This is a genomic window from Streptomyces odontotermitis (assembly GCF_050510915.1).
Taxonomy (GTDB): domain Bacteria; phylum Actinomycetota; class Actinomycetes; order Streptomycetales; family Streptomycetaceae; genus Streptomyces.
This window is the reverse complement of the sequence record NZ_JBNJLS010000033.1, coordinates 18,075-41,409: the sequence shown is the minus strand read 5'-3', so window position 1 is coordinate 41,409 and position 23,335 is coordinate 18,075. Positions and strand designations below refer to the sequence as shown.

Annotated in this window: 16 protein-coding genes; 7 read left to right on the top strand and 9 right to left on the bottom strand. The window is 69.8% G+C overall.

The features are described 5' to 3' along the window. Positions 1-14: 14 nt before the first annotated feature. The 5 genes from ACQB60_RS44040 to ACQB60_RS44020 are packed head-to-tail and all read right to left on the bottom strand — an operon-like array spanning position 15 to position 5,814. Positions 15-1,157, bottom strand: coding sequence for a glycosyltransferase family 4 protein (locus ACQB60_RS44040; protein WP_496931737.1), 1,143 nt, complete (start codon positions 1,155-1,157; stop codon positions 15-17). Next, positions 1,142-2,605, bottom strand: coding sequence for an oligosaccharide flippase family protein (locus tag ACQB60_RS44035; protein WP_496931736.1), 1,464 nt, complete (start codon positions 2,603-2,605; stop codon positions 1,142-1,144). Before ACQB60_RS44035 ends, ACQB60_RS44040 begins: the two co-directional genes overlap by 16 nt. Positions 2,606-2,660: 55 nt before the next feature. After that, positions 2,661-3,671: a GDP-mannose 4,6-dehydratase gene (gene gmd, locus ACQB60_RS44030; protein WP_496931735.1), complete on the bottom strand. Its 1,011-nt coding sequence runs from the start codon at positions 3,669-3,671 to the stop codon at positions 2,661-2,663. After that, positions 3,668-5,002, bottom strand: a complete 1,335-nt coding sequence (locus ACQB60_RS44025; RefSeq protein ID WP_496931734.1) for an O-antigen ligase family protein — start codon at positions 5,000-5,002, stop codon at positions 3,668-3,670. Before ACQB60_RS44025 ends, gmd begins: the two co-directional genes overlap by 4 nt. Further along, positions 4,999-5,814: a glycosyltransferase family 2 protein gene (locus ACQB60_RS44020; protein ID WP_496931733.1), complete on the bottom strand. Its 816-nt coding sequence runs from the start codon at positions 5,812-5,814 to the stop codon at positions 4,999-5,001. Before ACQB60_RS44020 ends, ACQB60_RS44025 begins: the two co-directional genes overlap by 4 nt. A gap of 161 nt (positions 5,815-5,975) precedes the next feature. Here ACQB60_RS44020 and ACQB60_RS44015 point away from each other — a divergent pair, with 161 nt between their 5' ends. Both ACQB60_RS44015 and ACQB60_RS44010 read left to right on the top strand, forming a co-directional pair. Then, positions 5,976-6,920: a GDP-L-fucose synthase family protein gene (locus ACQB60_RS44015; protein WP_496931732.1), complete on the top strand. Its 945-nt coding sequence runs from the start codon at positions 5,976-5,978 to the stop codon at positions 6,918-6,920. Positions 6,921-7,065: 145 nt separating this feature from the next. After that, on the top strand, positions 7,066-8,496 hold the full coding sequence (locus ACQB60_RS44010; RefSeq protein WP_496931731.1) for a tyrosine-protein kinase domain-containing protein: 1,431 nt from the start codon (positions 7,066-7,068) through the stop codon (positions 8,494-8,496). Between the two features lie 7 nt (positions 8,497-8,503). Here ACQB60_RS44010 and ACQB60_RS44005 read toward each other — a convergent pair whose 3' ends face one another. Then, complete coding sequence (locus ACQB60_RS44005; protein WP_496931730.1) at positions 8,504-9,655, bottom strand: putative hexosyltransferase; 1,152 nt, start codon at positions 9,653-9,655, stop codon at positions 8,504-8,506. Between the two features lie 43 nt (positions 9,656-9,698). Here ACQB60_RS44005 and ACQB60_RS44000 point away from each other — a divergent pair, with 43 nt between their 5' ends. Then, positions 9,699-10,208 carry an arsenate reductase/protein-tyrosine-phosphatase family protein gene (locus ACQB60_RS44000; protein WP_496931729.1) on the top strand — a complete coding sequence of 170 codons (510 nt, stop codon included), beginning with the start codon at positions 9,699-9,701 and terminating at the stop codon, positions 10,206-10,208. A 111-nt stretch (positions 10,209-10,319) separates the two neighbouring features. Here ACQB60_RS44000 and ACQB60_RS43995 read toward each other — a convergent pair whose 3' ends face one another. After that, positions 10,320-16,124: a SpaA isopeptide-forming pilin-related protein gene (locus ACQB60_RS43995; RefSeq protein WP_496931728.1), complete on the bottom strand. Its 5,805-nt coding sequence runs from the start codon at positions 16,122-16,124 to the stop codon at positions 10,320-10,322. 568 nt (positions 16,125-16,692) lie between these two features. Between ACQB60_RS43995 and ACQB60_RS43990 the strand changes: the two genes are divergently transcribed. Then, positions 16,693-17,097, top strand: coding sequence for a hypothetical protein (locus ACQB60_RS43990; protein ID WP_496931727.1), 405 nt, complete (start codon positions 16,693-16,695; stop codon positions 17,095-17,097). Positions 17,098-17,765: 668 nt separating this feature from the next. Here the strand turns inward: ACQB60_RS43990 and ACQB60_RS43985 are convergent. After that, the gene (locus ACQB60_RS43985; RefSeq protein WP_496931726.1) at positions 17,766-18,665 is read right to left on the bottom strand and encodes a M23 family metallopeptidase; all 900 of its coding nucleotides are present in this window, start codon (positions 18,663-18,665) and stop codon (positions 17,766-17,768) included. A gap of 342 nt (positions 18,666-19,007) precedes the next feature. On the opposite strand from ACQB60_RS43985, the gene ACQB60_RS43980 reads away from it, so the two are divergent. After that, entirely contained in the window at positions 19,008-20,111 is a 1,104-nt protein-coding gene (locus tag ACQB60_RS43980; RefSeq protein ID WP_496931725.1) for a glycosyl hydrolase family 18 protein, read from the top strand. A 489-nt stretch (positions 20,112-20,600) separates the two neighbouring features. Continuing rightward, positions 20,601-21,707 (top strand): PP2C family protein-serine/threonine phosphatase, encoded by a 1,107-nt coding sequence (locus tag ACQB60_RS43975; RefSeq protein ID WP_496931724.1) that lies wholly within the window; start codon positions 20,601-20,603, stop codon positions 21,705-21,707. Between the two features lie 136 nt (positions 21,708-21,843). On the opposite strand, the gene ACQB60_RS43970 is transcribed toward ACQB60_RS43975, so the two are convergent. After that, the gene (locus ACQB60_RS43970; RefSeq protein WP_496931723.1) at positions 21,844-22,155 is read right to left on the bottom strand and encodes a transcriptional regulator; all 312 of its coding nucleotides are present in this window, start codon (positions 22,153-22,155) and stop codon (positions 21,844-21,846) included. Positions 22,156-22,597: 442 nt separating this feature from the next. Between ACQB60_RS43970 and ACQB60_RS43965 the strand changes: the two genes are divergently transcribed. Next, entirely contained in the window at positions 22,598-23,257 is a 660-nt protein-coding gene (locus ACQB60_RS43965) for a uridine kinase family protein (RefSeq protein ID WP_496931722.1), read from the top strand. Positions 23,258-23,335: the final 78 nt, after the last annotated feature.

Sequence of the window (23,335 nt, the reverse complement as noted above, 5' to 3'; positions counted from 1 at the left end):
TTCCCGGGCCGCCGTCAGGCGTGCCGGGCGAACCAGTCCAGATAGGCCCCTGCCGTGGCCTCGAGCGAGAAGTGCGCGCTCACCCGCCGCCGTCCGGCCGCTCCGAGCCGTACCGCCAGGCCCTCGTCCCGGGCGAGCAGCACCATGGCGCGGGCGATCCGCTCGGGCCGGTCGATGTCGGTGAGCAACCCCGCCTCGCCCACCACCCAGGGGACGGCGCCGCTCCTGCGGCCCGCCACCACCGGCAGGCCGAGGGCCATGGCCTCGGCACAGATCATCGAGAACGACTCGACGCGCGAGGGGTGCACCAGTGCGTACGCCTCGGCGGAGAGCCGCGCCAGGGCCGCCGCGTGCGGCAGTCGTCCCACGAACTCCACGGCCTCGTCGAGTCCGTGGGTCCGTGCCCAGGCGTGCGCGGGTCCGCCCTCCTCATGGTCCGTGCCGATCAGCAGCAGGCGGGCTTCGGGCACCTGACGGCGTACGAGCGCGAAGGCACGCAGCAGCGAGGTCGTGTTCTTGAGTGGCCCCCAGCCCTGGAGGGCGGCGGCGAAGACGGGACCGCCAGTGCGCGCCGCCGGGTTCGGCAGCGCGGTGAGATCGACGCCGTTGGGGATCATCTCGATCGGCCGCAGGGCGCCGAGGCAACGCCGCAAATGAGCTGCCGTATAAGGGGAGTTGGCGCTGAGCGCGGTCGCCCGGTGGACGGCGGGCACGGCGAGGCTGTGCCGGGCCCAGCGGTAGGCGCTGCGCATCTCCCAGGCATAGCGCAGCGGGGTGTCCCGGGCCGTGACGAAGGCCGGGCGGCCGGAGGCGATGGCGCCGAGCGCGAATTCGTACGTCCAATGAGCGCTGATCACGTCGGCGCGCTCGTCCCGCAGGGCTGCCGCCAGCTGTCGTCGCTCGTGGCGGAACAGGTCCCGGGCGCGGCCCGCGCTGCGCTGGGGCACGACAACCAGGCGCAGCCCGTTGCCGGAGTCGTACGCGCACCGCTCGGTCACGGCGTCGCTCAGCGCGACGACCGTCACCTGATGCCCCCGGCGCCACCAGAGGCGGGCGAGGTGGCCGGTGGAGGGGCCCCGGAGGACCGGCGGCGGTGAGCCGCCGATCGCGTCCCGCAGGGGGGCCAGGTCGACAGGGCCGGTCAGGGCGATGTGCATGCGGTCTTCTCCTTGCGGCGCGGTGGGGGCAGCAGGCCGCGCCGCAGTGCCACACGGCCCGCCGGGATACGGGTGCGCAGCGGCCAGCAGGCGGCGGCGGCCAGCGTGACGGCGAGCGTGGAGGTGAGGGCGGCGGCGAGGGGAGGGTGCCCGTCGGCGGCGGCGCGCCCTGCCGTGTACAGGGCGAGGCCCAGTGCGGCGTGCGCCCCGTGCGCGGCCAGCAAGGGGCGTACCGGCAGCACGGACGAGCGGTGCCAGCGGCGCAGCTGAAGCGCGTGGCCGAGGGCGGGTGCCGTCGCGGCGAGCGCCAGGACGGTGAGGTCGTGCGTGCGCCAGGCGGCGGCCAGGGCGAGGCCGGTGCCGATGATGACGGCCGCCTGAGTGGCCAACGAGGCGCGGGGCGCACGGCGGATCTGGTCCAGCGAATTGCCCGTCGAGCACAGCAGGGCGCAGGCCGCGCCGAGCGCGAGCACCGGCACGAGAGCGGCCGCCGGTTCCCAGCCGGGGCCGAGGAGTAGGCGCAGGGCGTCGGGCCCCGCCGCAGCCAGCGCCCCGAAGCCGAGGAACGACAGGGCGGAGGCAGCGCACATCAGGTCGTACACCGCCGCGCCCGGCAGTTGTCCGGCGTTGGCTCCCCGCGCCTCGGCAAGCACCGGTGCGGCGCCGCGCTGGAGCCCTTGGGTGAGTGCGGTGAGCGGAATGCCGCAGGCCAACCAGGCGCGGGAGAGCTGGCCCGTGGCGGCAGGGCCAAGCAGCCAGCCGGCGCACCACAGCGGCGCGTTGTTGGTGGCGGACTGGACCAGGCCGTATCCGGCGAAGAACCCGCCGTGGCCGAGGAGCTGACGGACAGGCACCCACGGCCCATGGGGCGGGCGCACCCGGGCGAGCAGCGCGAGGCCCGCCCCGAGCGTGAGCAGGGCCCCGGCCGGTGCGGCGACGGCCAGGCCCCACGGGCGCCAGCCGGCGGCGAGCAGGGTCAGCGCGACGGCGCAGCCACCGGTGCTCGCCCCGGTCTCCAGGAGCGCGGCGGCACGTGGCCGCCCCGCCCTGCGCAGCGCCGCCAGCACGACGCCGGCGCCCGGCTGGAGCAGCAGTTGCGCGCCGAGCAGCCGCAGCAGGCCGAGCGTCTGGGCATCCATGTACGCCGTGGCGGCCGCGGCTGTGCCCTCCACTACGGCGCAGGCGGCGGCGCCGGTGAGAGCGGCGGCAGCGGCGGTCGCGCGCAACAGCCCCCGGTCGAGCCGGTCCGCACGCAAGAGGCAGGTGGCCAGGCCGGAGTTGGCCACCTGCCCGAAGAGCGCGATGACGGTCTGGGCGAGCGCGTACCGGCCGAACGCATCGGGCGCCACGAGCCTGGCCGTGACCGATGTGTAGCCGAGCAGAACGAGGGCCGAGACCAGCGACCCGGCGGACGACCAGGCGAGCCCGCGCGCCACCGCACGGCTCACGCCGAGACCTGGAGTCCGCTGTCGCTGGGCAGCTGCAGGGCGAGCGGTGCGGCGGTCATGACGAGAGCTGTTCCGGCACCACCATGTCCGTACGCACGTCGAGTTCGGCGTCCGTCATGATGCGGGCGAGTTCCGGCGTGTGCACGGTGGGTGTCCAGCCGAGGTCGCGGGCCGCCTTTCCCGCGTCGCCCACCAGGTCCGGCACCTCCGACGGCCTCAAGTACCGCTCGTCGAACCGGACATGGCGCTCCCAGTCGAGGCCCGCGCGTTCGAAGCAGAACGTCAGGAAGTCGCGGACGCTGTAGCTGGTGCCGGTGGCGACCACGTAGTCGTCGGGGGCGGCGCACTGGAGCATGCGCCACATCGCGTCGACGTACTCGGGCGCGTAGCCCCAGTCGCGGCGGGCCTCCAGGTTGCCCAGGTGCAGGAACTCCTGCTCGCCGCGGGCGATCCGGGCGGCCGCGCGGGCGATCTTGCGGGTCACGAAGGTCTCGCCGCGGCGCGGTGACTCGTGGTTGAAGAGGATGCCGTTGACCGCGTAAAGGCCGTATGCCTCACGGTAGTTGCGCGTGACCCAGTACGCGTACACCTTGGCGGCCGCATACGGGGAACGCGGGTGGAACGGCGTCGACTCGGACTGCGGAGGTGCCGTGATGCCGAACATCTCCGAACTGGACGCCTGGTAGAAGCGGCACGGAAGGCCCGTCATGCGGATCGCCTCAAGGAGGCGGGTGGTTCCGAGTCCGGTGGTGGAGCCGGTGAACTCGGGCTCGTCGAAGGAGACCCGCACATGCGACTGGGCTGCCAGGTGGTAGACCTCATCGGGCTTGACGCGCTCCAGGAGCGCGGCGATGCGTGAGCCGTCGGAGAGATCCCCGTAGTGCAGGAAGAGCCGGGCGTCCGGGTCATGCGGGTCCTGGTAGAGATGGTCGATGCGAGCGGTGGAGAAGGTGGACGAGCGACGGATCAGGCCGTGCACCACATAGCCCTTGGCGAGCAGGAGTTCGGCCAGGTATGAGCCGTCCTGGCCGGTGATGCCGGTGATCAGCGCGATCTTCCGAGTCATGAGCGGAGCGTAGCGCGAGAATCCGCCAAATCGGATGAATTCGGGCACTTGGTAGAGGGCGAGATCACGACCAGCCACACCGTGAGCACGGCCAATGCCTGTGGAAAGAGGCCGCCCATGTGCCGCAGTGGCGACTCGGTGAGGCACGCCGTGCCCAGGACCGTCACCAGGGCCACCGACAGGCCGTGGCTCGCGGCACGGGTGCGCACGGCACGGACCAAGAGGGCGCCGAAGAGGAGCAGCAGGCCGGTGAGACCCACCAGGCCACTGTCCCCGAGGGTCGACATGACCTGGTTGTGCGCCTGCCCGATCCAGGTGTCCGCGGTGCCGAACACCCGCTGCCGGTAGGCCGGGTCGAACAGCGTGGGGCCGTAGCCGAACAGCGGATTGCGCAGGAACTCCTCGTACGCGAGCCGCCAGGCCACGCCGCGTACGTCCGTGAGGTCATCGCTCCCGGTGGTGAGCGTCCGCACCACTGCGTCCTGCGCGGCGGGAACCAGCAGCGCGGCCGTGCCGAGCGCCGCCGCCACGGCTGTCGACGCCGCCGTGCGCATCCTGGTGCGGTTCCATGCCCCGTCGAGCAACAGCACGGCCGCCGCGCACGCCCAGCCCATCCGGGACTGGGTGAGGAGCAACGAGACCGCAGCGGCCAGAGCGTGCAGCGGCCACAGCCCACGCCGGGCCACCGGCGCGAGTTCGACCAGAAGGGCCATGGCGGCGAGGGGTGCCAGCTGGTTGGGATTGGTGGCCAGGCCCGCGAGCTGGGGGACGCCCAGGCCGAGAAAGTCGCGGGTGGCCGGGGAGCCGTGGTGCAGCGGTGGAGCGGCCCAGTCAGGGGCGACGGCCAGGGCGGCGAGCCCCGCCCACATGAAGCAGCGCAGCACGAGCCGCAGCGCCCGCAGCAGTTCGGACAGCGGCGGCCGGGGTGCTGCGAGGAACGCACCGAAGAGGACCACGGGCAGCGCCAGGTTCCAGCGCAGACCGCCGTGCCCCGCGGCGGCCGCCGACACCACCGGCCCCGCCGCGTAGGCCGCCCCGCCCCAGGCAAGAGCGCGCAGGGAACCGGTCAGCGGCGCTTGCGGCGCACGCCGCGCGAAGAGCGCGACGGCCCCGACCAGGACGAGCGCGAGCAGGGCCTGCGAGACCAGGAGGCCCGTCCCCTCCAGCGGGGCGAGCCCGGTGGCATCCTCGCGGGCGGCCAGCAGCGAGGTGACGCAGGTGGCACCACCCACGAGGAGCACGAATCCGGCGGAGGGCCCGAAGCGCCGCGCGGTCGTCTCCTGGATGCCACCCGCGCCACGCCGTCCGCGCGCGGCGGCGACGGCGCTCACCGCGTCCCCCTCTCCCGCGCCGCCCGCACTGCCGTCATCACGTAGGGCGACACCATGAGTGCCGGTGCCCGTACCCCCGCATGCCGCCAGCAGTACACCCACCACTGCCACACCGGCAGCTCCCGCTGAGACACCCGACGGCGCAGGGCCTCGCGCACCCCGATGCCTGGTTCGCGGGAGCCGCGCAGCGGCGGATTGGCCGGGCAGTCGCCGACGTGGCGCGGGGCGACGTACGCGGCGATGCCCGCGCGGCGGGCTCGGAAGCCGTGGTCGTAGTCGCCCATGCCGTGCCGGAAGACCTTGTCGACGTCACCGACCCGGTTACGCACGGTCCGCGGCAGCAGCACCACGTTCCCGTTGTACGTGTCACAGGGCTCGGGCCGTCCGGTCGGCTCGACCAGTGCGAGGGCGCGGCCGCGGCGGCCGGAGTAGGTGGTGGCGCCATTGTGGCGGACGGCACCGACGACCACCGCACTGTCGTTGAAGTCCCGTGATACGGAGACGAGTTGGGCCACGGCGTCCGGCTCCAGGCGGACGTCGTCGTTGAGCCACAGCTGGTGCGTCGGCCCGCGGGTACCCGCCGCACGGCTGTTGCGGCTGGCCAGGCGCATGCCATGGCCCCAGTACACATCAGGCCCGACAACCGTCACCTGGACGTCCGGGCGGGCCTGACGCACCGCTTCCGGCGTGCCGTCCGTCGAGCCCGCGTCGACGAGGTGTGTGCGCACGGTCGCTCCCTGCGGCAGATCGCGCTGCGCGGCGATGGCGTCAAGGGCGGCGAGCGTGGTGGCGCACCGGTTGTGACTAGTCATCAGGACGGCTACCCGGGGTGGCTCCACGTGGGCTCCTTACGTCGCGCGTTCCGGACATTCGACGCATAAGTCTCTAGCCTCAACTCCGAGAAACCGCTCAACGACCCGACCGCGCACCGCCCGATCACCTTCACGCCTCGACTGACCAAGGAGCCCGTCCCGTGCACCGCCCCCTCGCGCGCACCGTCCGCGTCCATATCGCCGGCCACCGCGGCCTCGTCGGGTCCGCGCTCGTACGCCACTTCAGGTCCGAGGGATTCGAAGACCTGATGCTGTACGGCTCCGACCGCGTCGATCTGCGCGACCGTGAGGCCGTGCGCCGCCTGTACGCCGAACGGCGGCCGCACACCGTCGTGCTCGCGGCGGCCCGTGTCGGCGGCATCGCCGCGAACGCCGCACGCCCCGTCGACTTCCTCTCCGACAACCTGCGCATTCAGGTCAACGTCCTCGACGCGGCACGGGAGTTCGGCGTCGAGAGGCTCCTCTTCCTCGGCTCCAGCTGCATCTACCCCAAGCACGCGGAGCAGCCGATCCGCGAGTCCGCCCTGCTGACCGGCCCCCTCGAACCCACCAACGACGCCTACGCCATCGCCAAGATCGCCGGAATCCAGCACGTCCAGGCGCTGCGCCGCCAGTACGGCCTCACCGGTTACATCTCCGCGATGCCGACCAACCTCTACGGCCCCGGCGACAACACCGACCCGCACACCTCGCATGTCCTGCCCGCCATGCTGCGCCGCACCCACGAGGCCCACCAGCGCGGCGCCACGCGCCTCACCCACTGGGGCACCGGTACCCCGCGCCGCGAGTTCCTGCACGTCGACGACCTCGCCCGGGCCTGCCTCTTCCTCCTGGAGCACTACGACGCCGATGAGCCCGTCAACGTCGGCTGGGGCGAGGACATCCCCCTGAGCGAGCTCGCCGACCTCACCGCCTCCGTCGTCGGCTACCGCGGCGCGATCGAGTGGGACCCGTCCCACCCCGACGGCACTCCTCGCAAGCTCCTCGACACCTCCCGTCTCACTCTCATGGGCTGGAAGCCGGAGATCGCCCTGAGGGACGGAGTGGCCAGCACTTACGCGTGGCTGAGGCAAGCAGCGCGCTGAGGGGCGCGGGCTGCATTGCCCCGCGGTTCCGCCGTGCAGGGGTCCCCCCTGTTCGAGCGGAGCCGAGAACTCGGGGGAGCGACAAGCCCCACCGGCCCGCAGCAGAACAACAACGCCCTACCCCACCGAACCACAGGGACCCGCAATGGACCTCCACCGCTTCCTGCAGACCCTCCGCAGACGCCTCCGCACGGTAGGCGTCTGTCTCCTCCTCGGTGTCGCCACCGCCTGGCTGGCGACATCCCTCACCTCCCCCGTGTACGCGGCCCGCGCCCAGCTCTTCGTCGCCACGCACGGCACCGGCGACGCCACTCAGCTCCAGCAGGGCCAGAGCTTCACACAGGCCCGCGTCCAGTCGTACGCCGCGATCGCGAACACCCGTCAGGTCACCGCGCACGTCGTACGCCAGCTGAAGCTGCCGATGACGCCGGAGGAGCTTGCCGGGCACATCACGGCCAAGGCTCCCCTCGACACCGTCCTCATCGGCATCACCGTGACCGACGGCGACGCCGACCGCGCCGCGCGCATCGCCAACGCCGTCGCCACCCGCTTCAGCGCCGTCGTCGAACGCCTGGAAGCGCCGGAAGCCAAGGAAGTCACCGACGGGGTCCCGATCGTCTGGTCGCCCGTCACGCTCAGCGTGACGCAGGAGGCCGCGGTGCCCACCACCCCCGTCTCGCCGCGGACCGCGCTCAACTTCACCGCGGGCGTACTCGGCGGGCTGCTGCTCGGGGCGGCCGTGGCGTTCCTGCGCGAGTGCCTCGACACGACGCTCAAGAGCGCCGATGCGGTGACCGAGCTGACCGGGATCGCCGCCCTCGGTTCCGTCCCCTACGACAAGGAGGCGCCCATCCGGCCGCTGACGGTCGGGGACGCCGGACACACGCCGCGCGCGGACGCGTTCCGCAGGCTGCGGGCCAACCTCCAGTTCGCGCACATCGACGACCGGCCGAAGATCATCGCGGTGACGAGCTCACTGCCGGGCGAGGGCAAGACGAACACCGCCGCCAACCTCGCGCTCGCGCTCGCCGAGGCAGGCGTCGCCACCTGTCTGGTCGACGCGGACCTGCGCAAGCCGTGCGTGGCGAAGACGTTCGGGCTCGTGCAGGACGCCGGCCTGACGACCGTACTGATCGGAGGGGCCGGGCTCGACGACGTCACGCAACAGGCCCCGCACGGCCTCGCCGTCCTGACCGGCGGCCCCATGCCGCCCAACCCGGCCGAACTCCTCGCCTCCGAGCGCATGGGCCAGCTGCTGCGCGAACTCGCCGACCGCTACGAAACGGTGATCGTCGACACAGCGCCCCTGCTGCCGGTCGCCGACACGGTGGGCCTCGCCCCACTCGCCCAGGGCACGCTCCTCGTCGTACGCGCCGCCAAGACATCCCGCGATCAAGTACGGTCCGCCGCCGAGTCGTTGGGCACGGTCGGGGCGCGGGTCATCGGCACGGTATTCAGCATGGCGCCGGTCGTACGGGGCGCGGCTTACGGCTCGTACGGCGCCTACGGGGAACTGCCCGCACCGCGCCCGAGCGTGCCCCAGCCGGCGATGTCGCACTCGGCAGGCGAGAAATGACAGACCGTCACAGCGCGGCCGTGCTCAGGTGGGCGAGCAGATAGCAGCCGCACAGCGCGGACCCGGTGGCCGCGGCGGACAGCAGCGCCGCGGCCGCCCGCAGCCGTAGCCGCGCCACCAGCAGTGCGAGCGGGAGCAGCAGACCGAACGCGGGCAGCAGGAACCGGGGCCGGGAGTGGACATACCCGTCGCCACCGAGCACGATCGCCACGAGCGTCGCCGTGTAGAGCAGGAGGGGCAGTGGCTGCCTCTGGCGCACCCCGGCGACCAGGAGTGCGCCCAGAACCGCGGCGGCCAGGGCCGCGGCCACCGCCGGAGCGACGTCCCCGGCGGCGAGGGAGCCCGCGAGGCGGCGCAACGTGCCCGCTCCGAAGTCGTAGCGGGAGCCCCAGGCGCGCTGCACCGCGAAGTAGCCGCTGGGCCCTGCGCCGGAGCGCGCCCCGGCCCACAGCACATAGCCGCCCCAGCCCAAGGGGGCTGTCAGCAGCGCGAGGAGCAGGGTCCTGGGTACCTGTTCGTCCGAGCGGTGCCGTCGCAGGGCCTCTGCGGCGGCGCCCGTGCACACGGCGACAGCGACGGCGATCCCGGTGGGCCGGGCGAGACCCGCGGCCACGGCGAGCCCGGCCGCGGGGAGCCAACGCCCCGCAATGGCGACGTACAGGCCCCAGGCCGCACAGGCGGTGAAGAGCGACTCGGTGTACGCCATCGACTCCACGACAGCATGAGGAAGAGCGCCCCACAGGACGGCGAGCACAACGCCCACACGTGGCCCGTGCAGCAGCGCCCCTACCCGGAAGAGCCCGGCGGCGGCGACGGCGGCGGCCGTCCAGGACACAAGGAGCGCGGCGAGCACGGGGCCCGTGGGCAGGACAGTGTCGACCGTCCGGATCAGCCAGGGGTAGAGGGGGAAGAAGACGAGCGGGCTGCGGCCGGGGACCGGGAGGAGCGCGGGAGTCGCGTCATAGCCGTGCTCGGCCAGCGCCCGGTACCAGCGGGCATCGCCCCCCGCCGCCAGCAGGCCGAGCGGGGCGCGACCGGTGCTCCACGCCCAGACGGCGAGTCCCGTGACACCGATGAGACGGGCCCCCAGAAAGGCCAGCGTGGCGACGGCGGTTCCCCGGCGGACGTCCGCCCCCGCACCCTCTACTCTTCGGTCCATACCAGACCCAACGGCATGAAAAGCCTCGACCTGAAGGGCACCCGTGGCCACGCCCTCCGTTCTGTTCATCTGCACCGGCAACGTCCACCGCTCCCCCCTCGCCGAGCGTCTCCTCGCCGCCCGGCTGCCCGGCGCCGAGGTCTCCAGCGCCGGTACACGCGCGTGCCCGGGAGCGCCGATGGACCCGGCGACCCGTTCCGTCCTGGAGGAACTGGGCGGCGACGGCACCGGGTTCGCGTCGCAGCCGCTCACGCGGGCACTCGTCGAACGGGCCGATCTGGTCCTCGGCCTCGCCCGTGAGCACCGCGAGGCCGCCGTCCGCCTCACCCCGCTCGCGCTGCGCCGCACCTTCACACTGCGCGAGTTCCTGCGCCTCCACGACGGAACCGGTGTGGCCGGTGCTGCCGTACGCAGAGGCACACTGCCCGCGGTCCCTGCCTCGGAGGACGACGTTCCGGACCCCTGGGAGCAGGGGCACGATGCCCTTCGCGCATGCGCAATCGGCATCGACGGGTATGCGAGAAGGCTGGCCGGAGCCTTTTCGCCAGCGTGAGCCGATGACCCGGCCGAGCACTGCTCGGCGCGGGGTGTGAGTGGACAAACGATCGGGCGGCGGCCCCCTCCGGTGAGGGGACCGCCGCCCGAGGATCTCGAACGCTACTCCTTACTTCTTCTTTTGCTCCTCATGCGGCTGGTTGGCGAGCTTCACCAGCACGTTGTAGGCGCTCTTTCCGGTGATCTGGAAGGGGCCGAAGGCGCGCTGCTTGGGCAGCTTGTAGCCTCCCGGCACGGACCTCTCGTAGAGGTAGTACGTGCCGGCGTCCCTGATCTTGAAGGAAGTCCTTCCCTTGCCGTCGGTCGCCTGGCCACCGCTGACCCGGGTGTCGTCGGACTGCCAGCCCATGATGCCGTTGCTCTCGCGCCACAGCTCGAAGACGGCTCCCATCAGCGGCTTGCCGGTCTTGGCGTCCCGCTTCAGGATGCTGATCTTGGCCGGCGGCTGACCGTGCCACGGGTTGTCGTCGTGCACGGGGATGCCGGAGTGCTCACCCTCGCCGTCGACCCGGGTCACATCCGCGTGCAGCTCACCGGGCCTAAGGCCGGTCAGCAGGGCGGTGCACTTGAAGCTGTCACCCACGTGGAACCGGGACTTGGGCTTGCTCTTCGGGTCCGTCGGGAAGGTGTTCTCCCACCGCACGGACTTGCCCGCGGGGTCGAAGCTGCTGGTGCCGTCGGGCCAGGTGCAGCGCAGGTTGGTGACCTTCGCCTTGCCCTTGGTGACGACGTCCGACTGCCGGATCTTGATCAGCGGCTCGGTGCCGTTGTTGGTGCTCTTGATCGTCAGGACCTGCGTCCGGGTGTCCGGAAGCTTGACCTTGTCCTTGGCCGTGTCGGCCGCCGAGTTGGTGGCCTGGTCCCGCTTGTCGGTGATGATCTTCGGCTTCGCCGGCGGCTCACCGTTCCACGGGTTGTCGTCCTTGACCGGAATCCCGCTGTTGGCACCTTCACCGGTGACCTTGGTGTCATCGGTGTGCAGCTGCCCGGGCTTCAGGTTGTACAGGACAGCCGTGCACTTGAAGGACGCGCCGACCGCGAGCTGGGCCGCCTTGTTCTTCTTGGCGTCCTCCTTGAAGGAAGCCGCCCAGCGCACCGCCTTGCCGGCCGGATCCGTGCTGGTGGTGCCGTCAGGCCAGGTGCACTTCAGATCCTTGATCTTGGCGTCGCCGTGGGTGACGACGTCCGTCTGCTGGATCTTGACCAGCGGCTCGGTGCCGTTGTTGGTGCTCTTGATCGTCAGGACCTGCGTCCGGGTGTCCGGAAGCTTGACCTTGTCCTTCGCGGTGTCGGCCGCCGAGTTGGTGGCCTGGTCCCGCTTGTCGGTGATGATCTTCGGCTTCTCCGGCGGCTCACCGTTCCACGGGTTGTCGTCCTTGACCGGAATGCCGCTGTGGGCGCCTTCACCGGTGACCTTGGTGTCGTCGGTGTGCAGCTGCCCGGGCTTGAGGCCGTACAGCGTGGCCGTGCACTTGAACGACGCGCCGACCGCGAGCTGGGCCTTGGGGTTCTTCCTGGCGTCTTCCTTCCAGGACGCCTCCCAGCGCACGGCCTTGCCCTCACGGTCCAGGCTGGTGCTGCCGTCGGGCCAGGTGCACTTCAGGTTCTTGATCTTGGCGTTGCCGTGGGTGATGACGTCCGTCTGCTGGATCTTGACCAGCGGCTCGGTGCCGTTGTTGGTGCTCTTGATGGTCAGGATCTGCGGCTTGGTGTCGGGCAGCTTGACCTTGTCCTTGGCGGTGTCGGCCGCCGAGTTGGTCCGCTGGTCCCGCTTGTCCGTCTCGATCTTCGGCTTCACGTTCTTGACCGTGAGGGCCGCAGTCGTGACGAGCTTGTCCTTGGTCAGGACCATGGGACCGAAGACGGGGTTCCTGGGCAGCTTGTACCCGCTGGGAGCCTTGGTCTCCTCCCAGTAGTACGTGGACCCCATCTTCAGCTTGAGGTCCTTGAGCTGCGCCGTACCGTCAGCACCCGTGGTGACGGGGCTACCGACCTTGGTGTCGCCGTCGCGCTGCAGACCCGCAGTCCCGTTGGACTCGCGCCACACCTGGAACTCGGCACCCGCCAGCGGCTTGTTGCTCTTGCCGTCGACCTTGATGAGCCGGACCGGCACGCCGTGCCAGGGGTTGTCGTCCTTGACGGGCTCCCCGCTGTTGGCGCCTTCGCCCTCGACGGTGAAGTCGTCGCCGTGCATGACACCCGGCTTCGTGCCGTACAGGACGGCGGTGCACTTGTAGCTGGCGCCGACCGCGAGCTGGGCCGCCTTGTTGGTCTTGGCGTCCTCCTTGAAGGAGGCCGCCCAGCGCACCTCCTTGCCCGCCGGGTCCGTGCTGGTGGTGCCGTCAGGCCAGGTGCACTTCAGATCCTTGATCTTGGCATCGCCCTTGGTGACGACGTCCGTGTTCCGGATCTTGATCAACGGCTCGGTGCCGTTGTTCGTGTTGGTCATGTACAGGGTCTTCTCCTTGACATCAGGGAGAATGACCGCCGTGCCCTCGGTGTCGGCCGCCGAGTTGGTGGCCTCGTCCTTCTTGTCGGTGATGATCTTCGGCTTCTCGTTCTTGACCGTGATGGACGCGGTCGCGACGATCTTGTCCTTGGTCAGGACCATGGGACCGAAGACGGGGTTCTTGGGCAGCTTGTACCCCTTGGGAGCCTTGGTCTCCTCCCAGTAGTACGTGGACCCCATCTTCAGCTTGAGGCCCTTGAGCTGCGCCTGACCATCAGCGCCCGTGGTGACGGGGCTGCCGACCTTGGTGTCCGGCTTGTCGCCGGTGCGCTGCAGACCCGACGTGCCGTTGGTCTCCTGCCACACCTGGAACTCGGCACCCGACAGCGGCTTGTTGGTCTTGCCGTCGACCTTGATGAGCCGGATCGGCACGCCGTACCAGGGGTCATCGCCCTTGACGGGCTCCCCGCTGTGGGCGCCTTCGCCCTCGACGGTGAAGTTGTCGCCGTGCATGACGCCCGACTTGATGTCATAGAGGACGGCGGTGCACTTGTAGCTGGCGCCGACCGCGAGCTGGGCCGCCTTGTTGGTCTTGGCGTCCTCCTTGAAGGAAGCCTCCCAGCGCACCTCCTTGCCCGCCGGGTCCGTGCTGGTGGTGCCGTCAGGCCAGGTGCACTTCAGATCCTTGATCTTGGCGTCGCCCTTGATGACGATGTCGCCGTTCTTGATCTTGATCAACGGCTCGGTGCCGTTGTTCACGTTGTCCATCTTGAGGACCTTCTCCTTGGTGTCAGGGAGAATGACCGCATCGTCCTCGGTATTGGCATCCGAGTCCGTGTCCTCGTCCTTCTTGATGGGCGTGATGGTCGGCCGCACGTTCTCGACCGTGGCGGAGACTTCCGCCTTCTCCTTGTCGTCGGTCAGCACGAGCGGACCGAAGACGGGGTTCTTGGGCAGCGGGTACTGCTTGCCCTTGTCGTCCTTGGGAGCCTTGGTCTCCTCCCAGTAGTACGTGCCCGGATCGAGGTCCTCGCGCTTGCAGGCGCCCTGGCCGTCGGTGGTGCAGGGTTCGCCGACCTTGGTGTCCGGCTTGTCCCCGCCCCGCTGCAGGCCCTTGGTGCCGTTGGTCTCGCGCCACAGCTGGAACTCGGCACCCGCCAGCGGCTTCTTGGTCTTGGCGTCGACCTTGAGCACCTTGACGGTGCCCTTGCCGGGCTGGTTGTAGCCGAAGTCGTACGTGTGGTTGTTCTGCCCCGCGCTACCGGTGGTGATGGTGTGCTCGGGGAACTTGCCCCCGGCCGGGACCTTGCCGTCGCTGTCGATGAAGTCGTTGGTACCGGCGTCGTTCTTGGTGACGCGCCACTGGTAGAGCGGGCCGCCCTCCTCGTAGTCCGCCGGATTGTCGATCGCGATCCTGTACTTCGTGTTGAACTTCAGCCCGTCATCGATGCTGTCGAAGTAGTACTCACCGCGAGCGGTGGTCTTCGTCGACGCGACCTTGTTGCCCTTCTCGTCGTACAGGTTGACCGTCGCACCCTCCACCGGCTTCTCGCCCGGGTCCTGGATGCCGTCCTTGTCGACGTCGTACCAGACGCGGTTGCCGATCTGGATCGGCGCCTCGTCACACAGCACCTCCAGGTCGGCCATGCCGCCGCCCTTGCCGAAGACGTTGGTGAGCGTCTTGCCCCCGGCCGCGGCACCGGAGAACCGGTTGAGGAACATGGTGCCGCTCTTGTACGTCTCATTGGACGGGTCGATACCGGAGGAGGCGATGGTCTCCTCGACCTTGGACAGCGCGATACCGGCGAACGCGGCCTCCGGGTGCCAGACGGTCCGCTGGTCGCCGTCGTAGTACTCCTTGACCCTGGGATCACTGGAGTTATTCGTGCAGCCGCCGTTGGCGTCCATCACGAACTTGCCGTCCGCCCCGGGGCAGGCCCGGTTGATGTCACCACCCGACATGGTGTTGACGAGCCCGCCCACGCCCCCGGGCTTGAAGGGCACACCGTTGCCGCCCATGTCACCGAAGCGGTCACGGAAGCCGAGGACCATGTCGCCGTTCGTCTCGAAGACGATGTCGGCCAGGATCGGCTGCGGGTAGGCCTGGCGCCCGGCCCCACAGGTCCGTGTCGCGCCACCGGGCAGGCCCGGGGTCTGCTGGTCGCGCCACGTGTCCGACCACGAGAACCAGCCCGGGCCCTGGCAGCCGGCGATGGTGTCGGCCACCTGCTTGGGGAAGTCCAGCTTCTGCTCCATCACCTTGCCGGTGAACTTCCCCGTGCCCGGGTCGAACTTCTGGACCACGGCCTTCAGGTCGCCCCGGTCCTGGGTCGACTCCGCCGAGCAGACACCACCCACGTACCAGACGCCGTCCTGCTCCCCCAGAGCGAAGGGGCGCCAGTCACCCGCGTCCGCACAGCCCGGGTCCGGGATCTCGTACGACGCCTTCGGCGCGTCCGCGGTCTCCTTGGTGGCGTCGTACCGGTACAGCTTGCGGTCTTTCAGATTGACGACGTACAGGTCCTTGCCGTCCGGAGAGACCTCGACATCACCCAGGGCCTCTTTGGTGACAGCCTTGTTGAAGGCCAGGTCCTGGTCGTTGCTGCCGCCGAGAGCGTGCTCGGTGGTACCGGCATTGGGGACCTTGGTGAACAGCGAGGTCTTGCCGGAATTCCGGTCGGTCACGTAGATCGCGCCCTGCTTGCCGGGCCCGTATTCGGCGTTTCGGCGGGCGAAGGCACCCGAGAAGATCCGCTTCTTCTGCTTGCTGTACCCGATGCCGTACAGCGAAGAACCCGTGATCGACTTGTCCGACAGGTTCGTGACGTCGTTCTCCCGCTGTCCCCAGCTGCCGGTGGGGACGTTGTACGGGAACTTGACCAGGGTCCGCGTGTCGACGTCCTGCTCGCCGACCGGGTTGTCGTTACGGATACAGGCGGTCACCAGATCGGCGTTCTTCTGGCAGTAGTCCCCCGGGTTCCAGAACGCCGTCGTCATCTCCGCTTCGTTGCCGTGGGAGAGGTCGACGAATTCCTCGGTACTGACGAGTTCTTCGGTACTGCCGGCTTGCAGCCCCTTCTCCGAGGCGAACGCGGAGAACAGCACGCCCGGCTTGGGGTTGATGACCTGGACGCGGTACTTGCCGCCCTTCAGCTTCTCCCCCGGCTTGAGGGTGACCGTGCCGTCAGCGCCGGTCGTCCCGCTGATCGTGTTCCCCGCGTCATCGGTGAGGTTGACCTTGACCTGGTCCATGCCGGGCTCGAGCACCCGGTCCCAGGTCTTGTTGGCATTCACCTCACGGACCACACGGACCTTGACTTCACCATCACCGGTGTCGGCGGCATGCGCCAAAGGCGCGGCCCCCAACCCGATACTGGAGGCCAGCAGCGGCAGCACGACACCCCAAGTGCCCGCGCGCTGCGGCAGACGTCTGCCGCGCAGTGCGGCAGGGAGAACTGTAGGCAAGACGCCTCCTTCAGAGACCTGCAGGTCTGACCCGAGCCGCACACACGGCGGGCCGCGTACCTGAGTAGCCGTCAATGAATGACCGAACTGATTCCGACACCGGAACTAGCCCGCTGAGCTGATAAAACCGCCCTGGACGGCCGAATTCCCCGGCCCCCGCCCGGGCCCACAGCTGCCGGGCAGCCCGCGCCGAAGGGGGCTGCTGGCGCGGAGGGGGGCCGCCGTGTGTCCTCCCCCTGCGGGGCGCAGCTCCCGACCCGGCTCCGGCCGCACACGGACCGGCCCGCGCCCCCGGCCAGGCACCCAGGCCGCACCTGAACGGCGTCAGGTGCGGTTCGCCTTCGGGGAGGCTTGTGATCAGACACCCGCAACGGCGCCGACCAGGGCGGTCCCACCGACCGTCCCCAGGACTTCGCGGGCACCCCAGCGTGCGAGGGCCACTCGCCGAGTCGCAGGTCACGCCACACGCAATTACGGTCACCTCACTGACAGCCATGTCACACGCAACACGGGTCCGCTTGCCGACTCCCTCGCCTTCCGTGTGACGTGACGCCCGGAAAGGATCCCGATGAGAGGCCTCACCCGCCCCCTGGTCACACTGATCGCCACCGCTGCCCTCGCAACCGGCGCCGTGGCAGCCACGGCGCCCGCCGCGTTCGCCAGGGCCGCAGCAGCGGACGCACCGCCCCCTCTGGACCATGCGAGCTGCAAGAAGGCCATGCAGGGCCTCCGCGGTTCGCTTCCAAAGCTCGCCGAAACCGTGGATCAAGCAACCCTGGACACCGTCCGCCAGGACATCAACGAATCCATTGCCGACCTCGCGTCGAACAAGGTCCCCAAAACTGAGAAGCTGGTGCAAGACCTGACGGAGCTCGGCGATCAGCTCCCCAAGGAGCAGCTCCCCCACCTGCTCGAAGTCGTCGCGCCGGCCGTGAACAAGTGCCTTCCTGGCACCGCCTCCAGTACTTCTTGACGCTCCGCGAGGCCGTCACGGGGCCGACAGCCGGTAGCGCTCCGGGGCGACCGGGCCGGGCAAACCCACGGCGGGCCGCCCCGGCGCGGTCCCACCCCCGGCATCTGCTGCTGCGGCCCCGGCGCGGCGGCCTCCTTGAACGCCCCCCCGGCGGCGCCGCCACCGACGCCGTCGTGCCCGGCGCCCTCGCCGGTGAAGCAGTTGCCGCCGGTGCGCGAGGTGGCGAGGACGAACGCGGTGCCGGCGCTGTCGGCGGCGTTGCCACCCGGTTGCGGCGCGCCGTGTTGCCCAGGAAGTACAGGTCCCGTGAGGCGTTGGTGACCTCGATGCCGACCGCGTTGTGCTCAACCGTGTTGTGCCGCACGACCGTGTCGCACGAGTCGCACTGGCCGCCGTGGATTCCGGAGTCGGACTGCTCTGAGGCGTAGGAGTGCGACTCCAGACCGCGCAGACGACCCACCGTTCGTCGCAGCCACGACGAGCACTCCCTGGGTACAGCGCAGTCCTCCCTGCTCGATGGAGTTCGTGGTGACATCGCGGCAGCCGACGGAGGCCAGAGGACCGGAATCCCTGCGCCTCAGCCTGGATGCCTTCGGAGATTTCGCCGGGCTGCCGCATGACGACAGCCCGAACAGCCCAGCACCCGGCGCCGTGTCACCTCGGCCGCATTACGTCACGTCTCCCCGAAGCGCCTCCGCCGACGCCACGGCCGCCGGATCGCACGACGAGTACTCTCCGGCTCTGTGGCCCGAGGTGGACCAGCGGAGCCGTACGCCCTTCTTGGTGAGGTAGCGGACGGGGTCGATGTCGGACCCGTAGTGGCGCTGGCTGCGCACCTCGAAGTGAAGGTGGGGTCCCGACGAGCGGCCCGTGTTGCCGCTGTAGCCCAAGCGGACACCGGCATCCACCCTCGTGCCCCTGCGCACCGAGACGCGTGACAGATGGGCGTAGACGACATGGCGCCCGTCCAAGAGCCTCACCTTCACGGCGTTGCCGTAGTACTTGCCCGACCACCCGGCCAAGGTGACGGTGCCGGAGCCCACCGCGTACACAGGAGTGCCCGAAGGTACGACGAGGTCGACGCCCGTGTGGTAACCGGCGAGCCAGTCGCCGGGAAGGTGGTAGCGGGCGGAGATGTGCTGCTTGCCCTTCACCGGAGGCATCCAGTGGGAAGCCGCCGGCTGCTTGGGCTTTGGCTTGGGTACGGGCTTCGGCTTGGGTACGGGCTTCGGCTTGGGGGCAAGCTCAGGTTCGGGCTTCGGCTTGGTCTTTGCGGGGCGCCGGGCGGCCTGCTGACCGGCTGTGAGAAGTACTTGGAAGGTCCGCTGGTCCGCCGAGCCGTCGGCGGGAGAGATGCCAAGGCGCTGCTGGGCGCTTCGGATGGCCACACAGTCCTCGGAGGACATCTGGCCGTCGCGGCGCAGACCGAGCAGGTGTTCCACCTGCCACTGGCTCGGCCCGGTCACCGCGGTGCACGTCTGGGTCTCCGGAGAGTCCGGAGCGGGTGTTGCGGCAGCCGCGCCCGAGCCGCACACGGCGGCGGTCAGAGCGGTTGCGAGGGGCAACACCCAGCAGAGTATGCAGTGTCTCCTGCCAGTCGCCGGTGCGTGTGCCACGTCTGCTCCCAGGTCGCCGCTAGAGGATGGTTCGCCTGGTTCCAGAGGTATCGGCACCGCCGACGGTCGACCACCGAAGGTAGGCCGAAGGGCTGGTACACCCAGGTCGGCCGGGAACCGCGTCGAACCGCGTGTTTCCCGCGCGGCCGCGGCCGAACGGCTCGTCACGGTGCTCGTGGACCGGGCCCGGACAACGGCCCCCCGGAGCCGGCGCGGGGGCCCGTGCCTGCCACGGCACACCCATCCGGCCGAACCGGCTAGGCGTGACGACCCCGACCAGGTCACCCTCAGGGCATGGATCAACCACCAGCCTCTCGACCATGGTCCGGCCGGGCTGCCGCACTCCTGCTGGCCGCGGTCACGGTCGCCGTCGCTACACCGGCATCCACCACACAAGCCGCAGCTCCCGGACCCCGTACCGCCCCCACGCCAGAGTCCCGTACCGCCTCTGCCTGGCTCCCCTACTGGGACACCGAGATCGGTTACCTTGACGCGCTGAGCCACGCGGCCCAGCTGCACACTGTCAGCCCGTTCTGGTATAGAACCGACTCCGCCACAAAGATCAAGAGTTACAAGGGCGCGGGCTCGCGACGCATCATCGACGGGCTGCACGCCGCCGGCATCAAGGTCGTCCCCACCGTCGTCGAGAGCCTCCAGGCCCCGGCCATGGCCGCCCTGCTGAATGACCCCGTCCAGCGCACCGCGCACGTCAACGCACTGCTGAAGGTGGCCGCAAGCCAGCCGTACGACGGCATCGAGCTGAACTACGAGAAAATGGGCTTCACCACCGACACACAGCTGCAGACCCGGGTACGGGGCGGATTCAACGCGCTGGTCGGCGAGTTGTGCTCCCGGCTGCACGCTCGCGGCAAGACCTGCGTGGTCACCGTGATGCCCCGCGTCAACGGCGATGGCGGCGCGTACAACTACCGCCATCTCGGCAAGATCGTCGACCGTATGCGGATCATGGCCTACAACATGCACTGGGCGACCAGTGGACCGGGGCCGCTGTCCTCCCACGACTGGTACGAAGGCATCCTGCGCTATGCCACCGCCCGCGTCCCCCGGAGCAAGGTGGAGCTGGCGTTTCCCGGGTACGGCTGGAACTGGACCAAGGGCTCCAGCGCCAAGGGCGCCAATCCCCGCGCGGCCCGTGTGACATGGAAAGAGGCAGAAAATCTGCGCCAGAGCAAGGGCCTCCCGTACCGCTTGCACGCCTCCGGCAACCCGTACTTCACGTACAAGGAGGGCGAGACCGAGCACGAGGTGTGGTACCAGGACGCGGACGGGGTCATGGCCCAACTGCCTGTGCTGAAGAAGTACGGAGTGAACAACACCAGCCTGTGGGCGCTCGGACAGGAGGATCCGGAGTTCTGGGACGCCATCCGCCGCCAGTAGCCCTGGCGCCGCACTGAGCCGCCTCGAGTTCCGGCCGGAGCCTTCGCCGGCCACGGAGCGGTTCAGGGGGTCGCGTTCGGGGCTCTGGCATGAATCCCCCGTTCCACGCCGTGTCTTCGGGCGGCGGTGCGGTGCGGAACGGGGCAGCGGCGCGGGCGTCTCGCCGAGGTGGTGGGCTCGTTCCTGATTCACTCCCCGACGACTGTCGCAGGGAGGCACAGAGAGTAAACACAGAAGCAATTCGTACGAGTGAACCCTTCACGCTCCGGCCCGTGCCGCCCCTGATCGCACCTGAAGTCTCCGCGGCGGCCTCCGCGTTCACAGCCAACGGTATGTCACTGCCTGACAACGGCCATGCCCTCCTAGTCTCAGCGCGTGAACAAAGGACGCCTCGCCCGTACCGCACATGCCATTCGTGCATTCGTACATGCCACTTGGCGGTCGTGGCGCGAAGCCAGCCGTCTGCGCCATCCAAGAAGTGGACTCGCCATGTCCGCGACCATTCTGGTGGCGCTCGTCGTAGCAGATCTCGCCACCGGCCGCGGCCATTCCATCTTCACCCCGATGCTGGTGCTCATCGCCCCGCTGACCGCTCTGCACGCACGACCAGCGTGGGTGGCCGTCATGGGCGTCCTCGCGCTGGCAGGGCGCATCGGCATGGCCGAGTACGTCGGCCAGCTCCGAGAGAGACCAGGCATTTACGTCGGCCTGGCCTCGAGCTACCTGGCGATCACGCTCTTCAGCATGTACACCGCCCGTCTGCGTGAGGTTCGAGAGGCAGCTCTGCGGAGCGTCACATCTGTTGCCGAAACCGCCCAACGGGCCGTGCTCCAGCCCCCCGATCCGGTTGTCGGCACGGTGCGCACCGCTGTGCGCTATGCCTCCGCGACGGCCGAGGCCCAGGTGGGTGGCGACCTCTATGAAGTCGTGCTCACCCCGTTCGGAACACGTGTCGTCGTCGGGGACGTACAAGGGAAGGGACTTTCCGCCGTGCAGACCACCGCACGCGTCCTGGGTGCCTTCCGCGAAGCCGCTCAGTACGAGCGCACGCTCACGACAGTAGCCGCCAAAGTGGAGGCATGCGTGGCCCGTTCCACCGCGCCGGACGCCTTCGTCACCGCTGTCTTCGTGGAACTCACTGACGAAGCCGCTCTCACCCTCGTCTCCTGTGGCCACGTGCCACCGCTACTGGTGGGCCCCGGAGGTTCGGTACGCCCCCTGGAAGCACCGGACGTCGGCGCTCCCCTCGGCCTCTCCAGCCTGGCAGGCGGCATCCCCAGCGCCTGGACGGCCCCGATGCAGCCCGACGAGATCCTCGTTCTGTACACCGACGGAGTCACTGAGGCCCGCAGCCAACTCACCGGCATTTTCTATCCACTTGAAGAGCGCCTGCGCCTCTTGTGCTCCCGAACACCGGCACCCCCCATCACCATCGGCCGACCTCCCACCACTCCGACCGAGACCGTCCCCAACCGTGACGGCTCCCTCGAAGACTTGGCAACCCGGCTGTACGCCGATCTCGTCCACTACGTGGGTGGCGGTCTCACCGATGACGCCGTCCTCCTTCTCCTCTCCAAGGCACGTTCCAGCGGCTGAACGCGGACGTCAACCGGCATCGACCAGCTACACCTCGCGCCTGCTCCAGGGCGTCGGTCTCGGCGGCCTGGCGGCGTCGCCGGCATGGCCGCCCAGCTCGGCCTGCCGCGTGGGTCTGTTTCTGCCGGTGGGCCCGTCAGCTCTCGCCGACCAGGGCCCGCAGGTGTGCGAGGTACTCCTCGAAGCGTGCGCGCCCTTCGTCGGACAGGCGCACGAAAGTACGGAACCGGCGCCCTTGGCCGCCACGCAGCTTGGCCAGCTCCACCACGCCCGCGTCCTCCAGGACCCTCAACTGCCGTGAAAGCTCCGGTGAATCCAGCTCGAGCGCCTCACACAGATCGGCGAACGACGCGTTGTGCACGCGCCGCAGGGTGGCAAGGACAGCCAGGCGCACCGGCGAGTGCATCAACGTGGTCAACGCCCGCCGGTGTTGCCCCTCTTCGCTCATCAGGCCCTCCACCGTGACACCAGGTAGCCGAGCAGGGCCAGCGCGGGAGCCACGGCCGGCGGCGGTCCGCGGATCCATGCGGAGATCCCCCCAGGTCGCGCGGATCATTCACTTGCGATACTCACAATCACTTGGCAAATCTGCAACTAAGGCGACCGGAGCCCTCCCGGGCCCGCTCCTCGAACACGCACGGAACTGCCGACCGCAGCCGTCTGTGCGCCCCTTGCGCCTCGGTTGATAATGGCTCCCGACCACGCTGACGAGCCGTGTCGGGAGATGCGGTCCAACGGGCCTCCTGTACTGCGCTGTTGCGGTCCCTGGTGCGTGCACACGTGTGCGCACGCACCAGGGACCGGGCAGGATCCAGGAGGGTTGAACCGGATTGAAGACGGCACCAATGTCCGATTCGCCAGCAAAACCCCAGGTGAAAAGGCTCACAGAATTGGGTTCCCATCCCCCGATACCCACCCGGGTCGTGCTGCTCGCCGGCCCCTCCGGCTCCGGCAAGTCCTCGTTCGCCGCCCGCTCCGGCCTCCCGGTCCTCTGCCTCGACGACTTCTACAAAGAAGCCGGCGACCCGACGCTGCCGCAGGTCCCGGGCAGCGCGGACATCGACTGGGACTCCCCGCTCTCGTGGGACGCGGACGTGGCGGTCGCCGCCATCGTGGAGCTGTGCCAGAAGGGCCGTACGCGCGTACCCGTGTACGACATCTCGACCAGCTCGCGCACCGGTGAGGAGCCGATGGACATCGCGCGCACCCCGCTGTTCGTCGCGGAGGGCATCTTCGCGGCGGACATCGTGGCGCGCTGCCGGGAACTCGGCGTCCTCGCCGACGCGATCTGTCTGCGCGGCCGCCCCGCCACGACGTTCCGCCGCCGCCTGCTCCGTGATCTGCGCGAGGGCCGCAAGTCCGTGCCGTTCCTGCTGCGCCGCGGCTGGCGCCTGATGCGCGCCGAGCGCGCAATCGTCGCCCGCCAGGCGGCACTTGGGGCCCACCCCTGCGGCAAGGACGAGGCGTTCGGCCGCGTGGCCGCCGCCGCGGCGGGCAGATGCGTCAAGGCGCGGAACACCGCAACGAAGAACACCGCGACCATCAACTGAGGGCGCAAGAAGAGGGCGCAAAAAAACGGGACCGGAAAGACCCCCCGGCCTTCCGGTCCCGCTCTCTGTTCCGCCGCG

Excerpts from the sequence above, each read along its gene's own strand:
- ACQB60_RS44005 (WP_496931730.1), bottom strand. The coding sequence starts at position 9,655 with ATGGACCGAAGAGTAGAGGGTGCGGGGGCGGACGTCCGCCGGGGAACC.
- ACQB60_RS44040 (WP_496931737.1), bottom strand. The coding sequence starts at position 1,157 with ATGCACATCGCCCTGACCGGCCCTGTCGACCTGGCCCCCCTGCGGGAC.
- ACQB60_RS43970 (WP_496931723.1), bottom strand. The coding sequence starts at position 22,155 with ATGAGCGAAGAGGGGCAACACCGGCGGGCGTTGACCACGTTGATGCAC.
- ACQB60_RS44020 (WP_496931733.1), bottom strand. The coding sequence starts at position 5,814 with ATGACTAGTCACAACCGGTGCGCCACCACGCTCGCCGCCCTTGACGCC.
- gmd (WP_496931735.1), bottom strand. The coding sequence starts at position 3,671 with ATGACTCGGAAGATCGCGCTGATCACCGGCATCACCGGCCAGGACGGC.
- ACQB60_RS43975 (WP_496931724.1), top strand. The coding sequence starts at position 20,601 with ATGTCCGCGACCATTCTGGTGGCGCTCGTCGTAGCAGATCTCGCCACC.
- ACQB60_RS43980 (WP_496931725.1), top strand. The coding sequence starts at position 19,008 with ATGGATCAACCACCAGCCTCTCGACCATGGTCCGGCCGGGCTGCCGCA.
- ACQB60_RS44010 (WP_496931731.1), top strand. The coding sequence starts at position 7,066 with ATGGACCTCCACCGCTTCCTGCAGACCCTCCGCAGACGCCTCCGCACG.
- ACQB60_RS43990 (WP_496931727.1), top strand. The coding sequence starts at position 16,693 with ATGAGAGGCCTCACCCGCCCCCTGGTCACACTGATCGCCACCGCTGCC.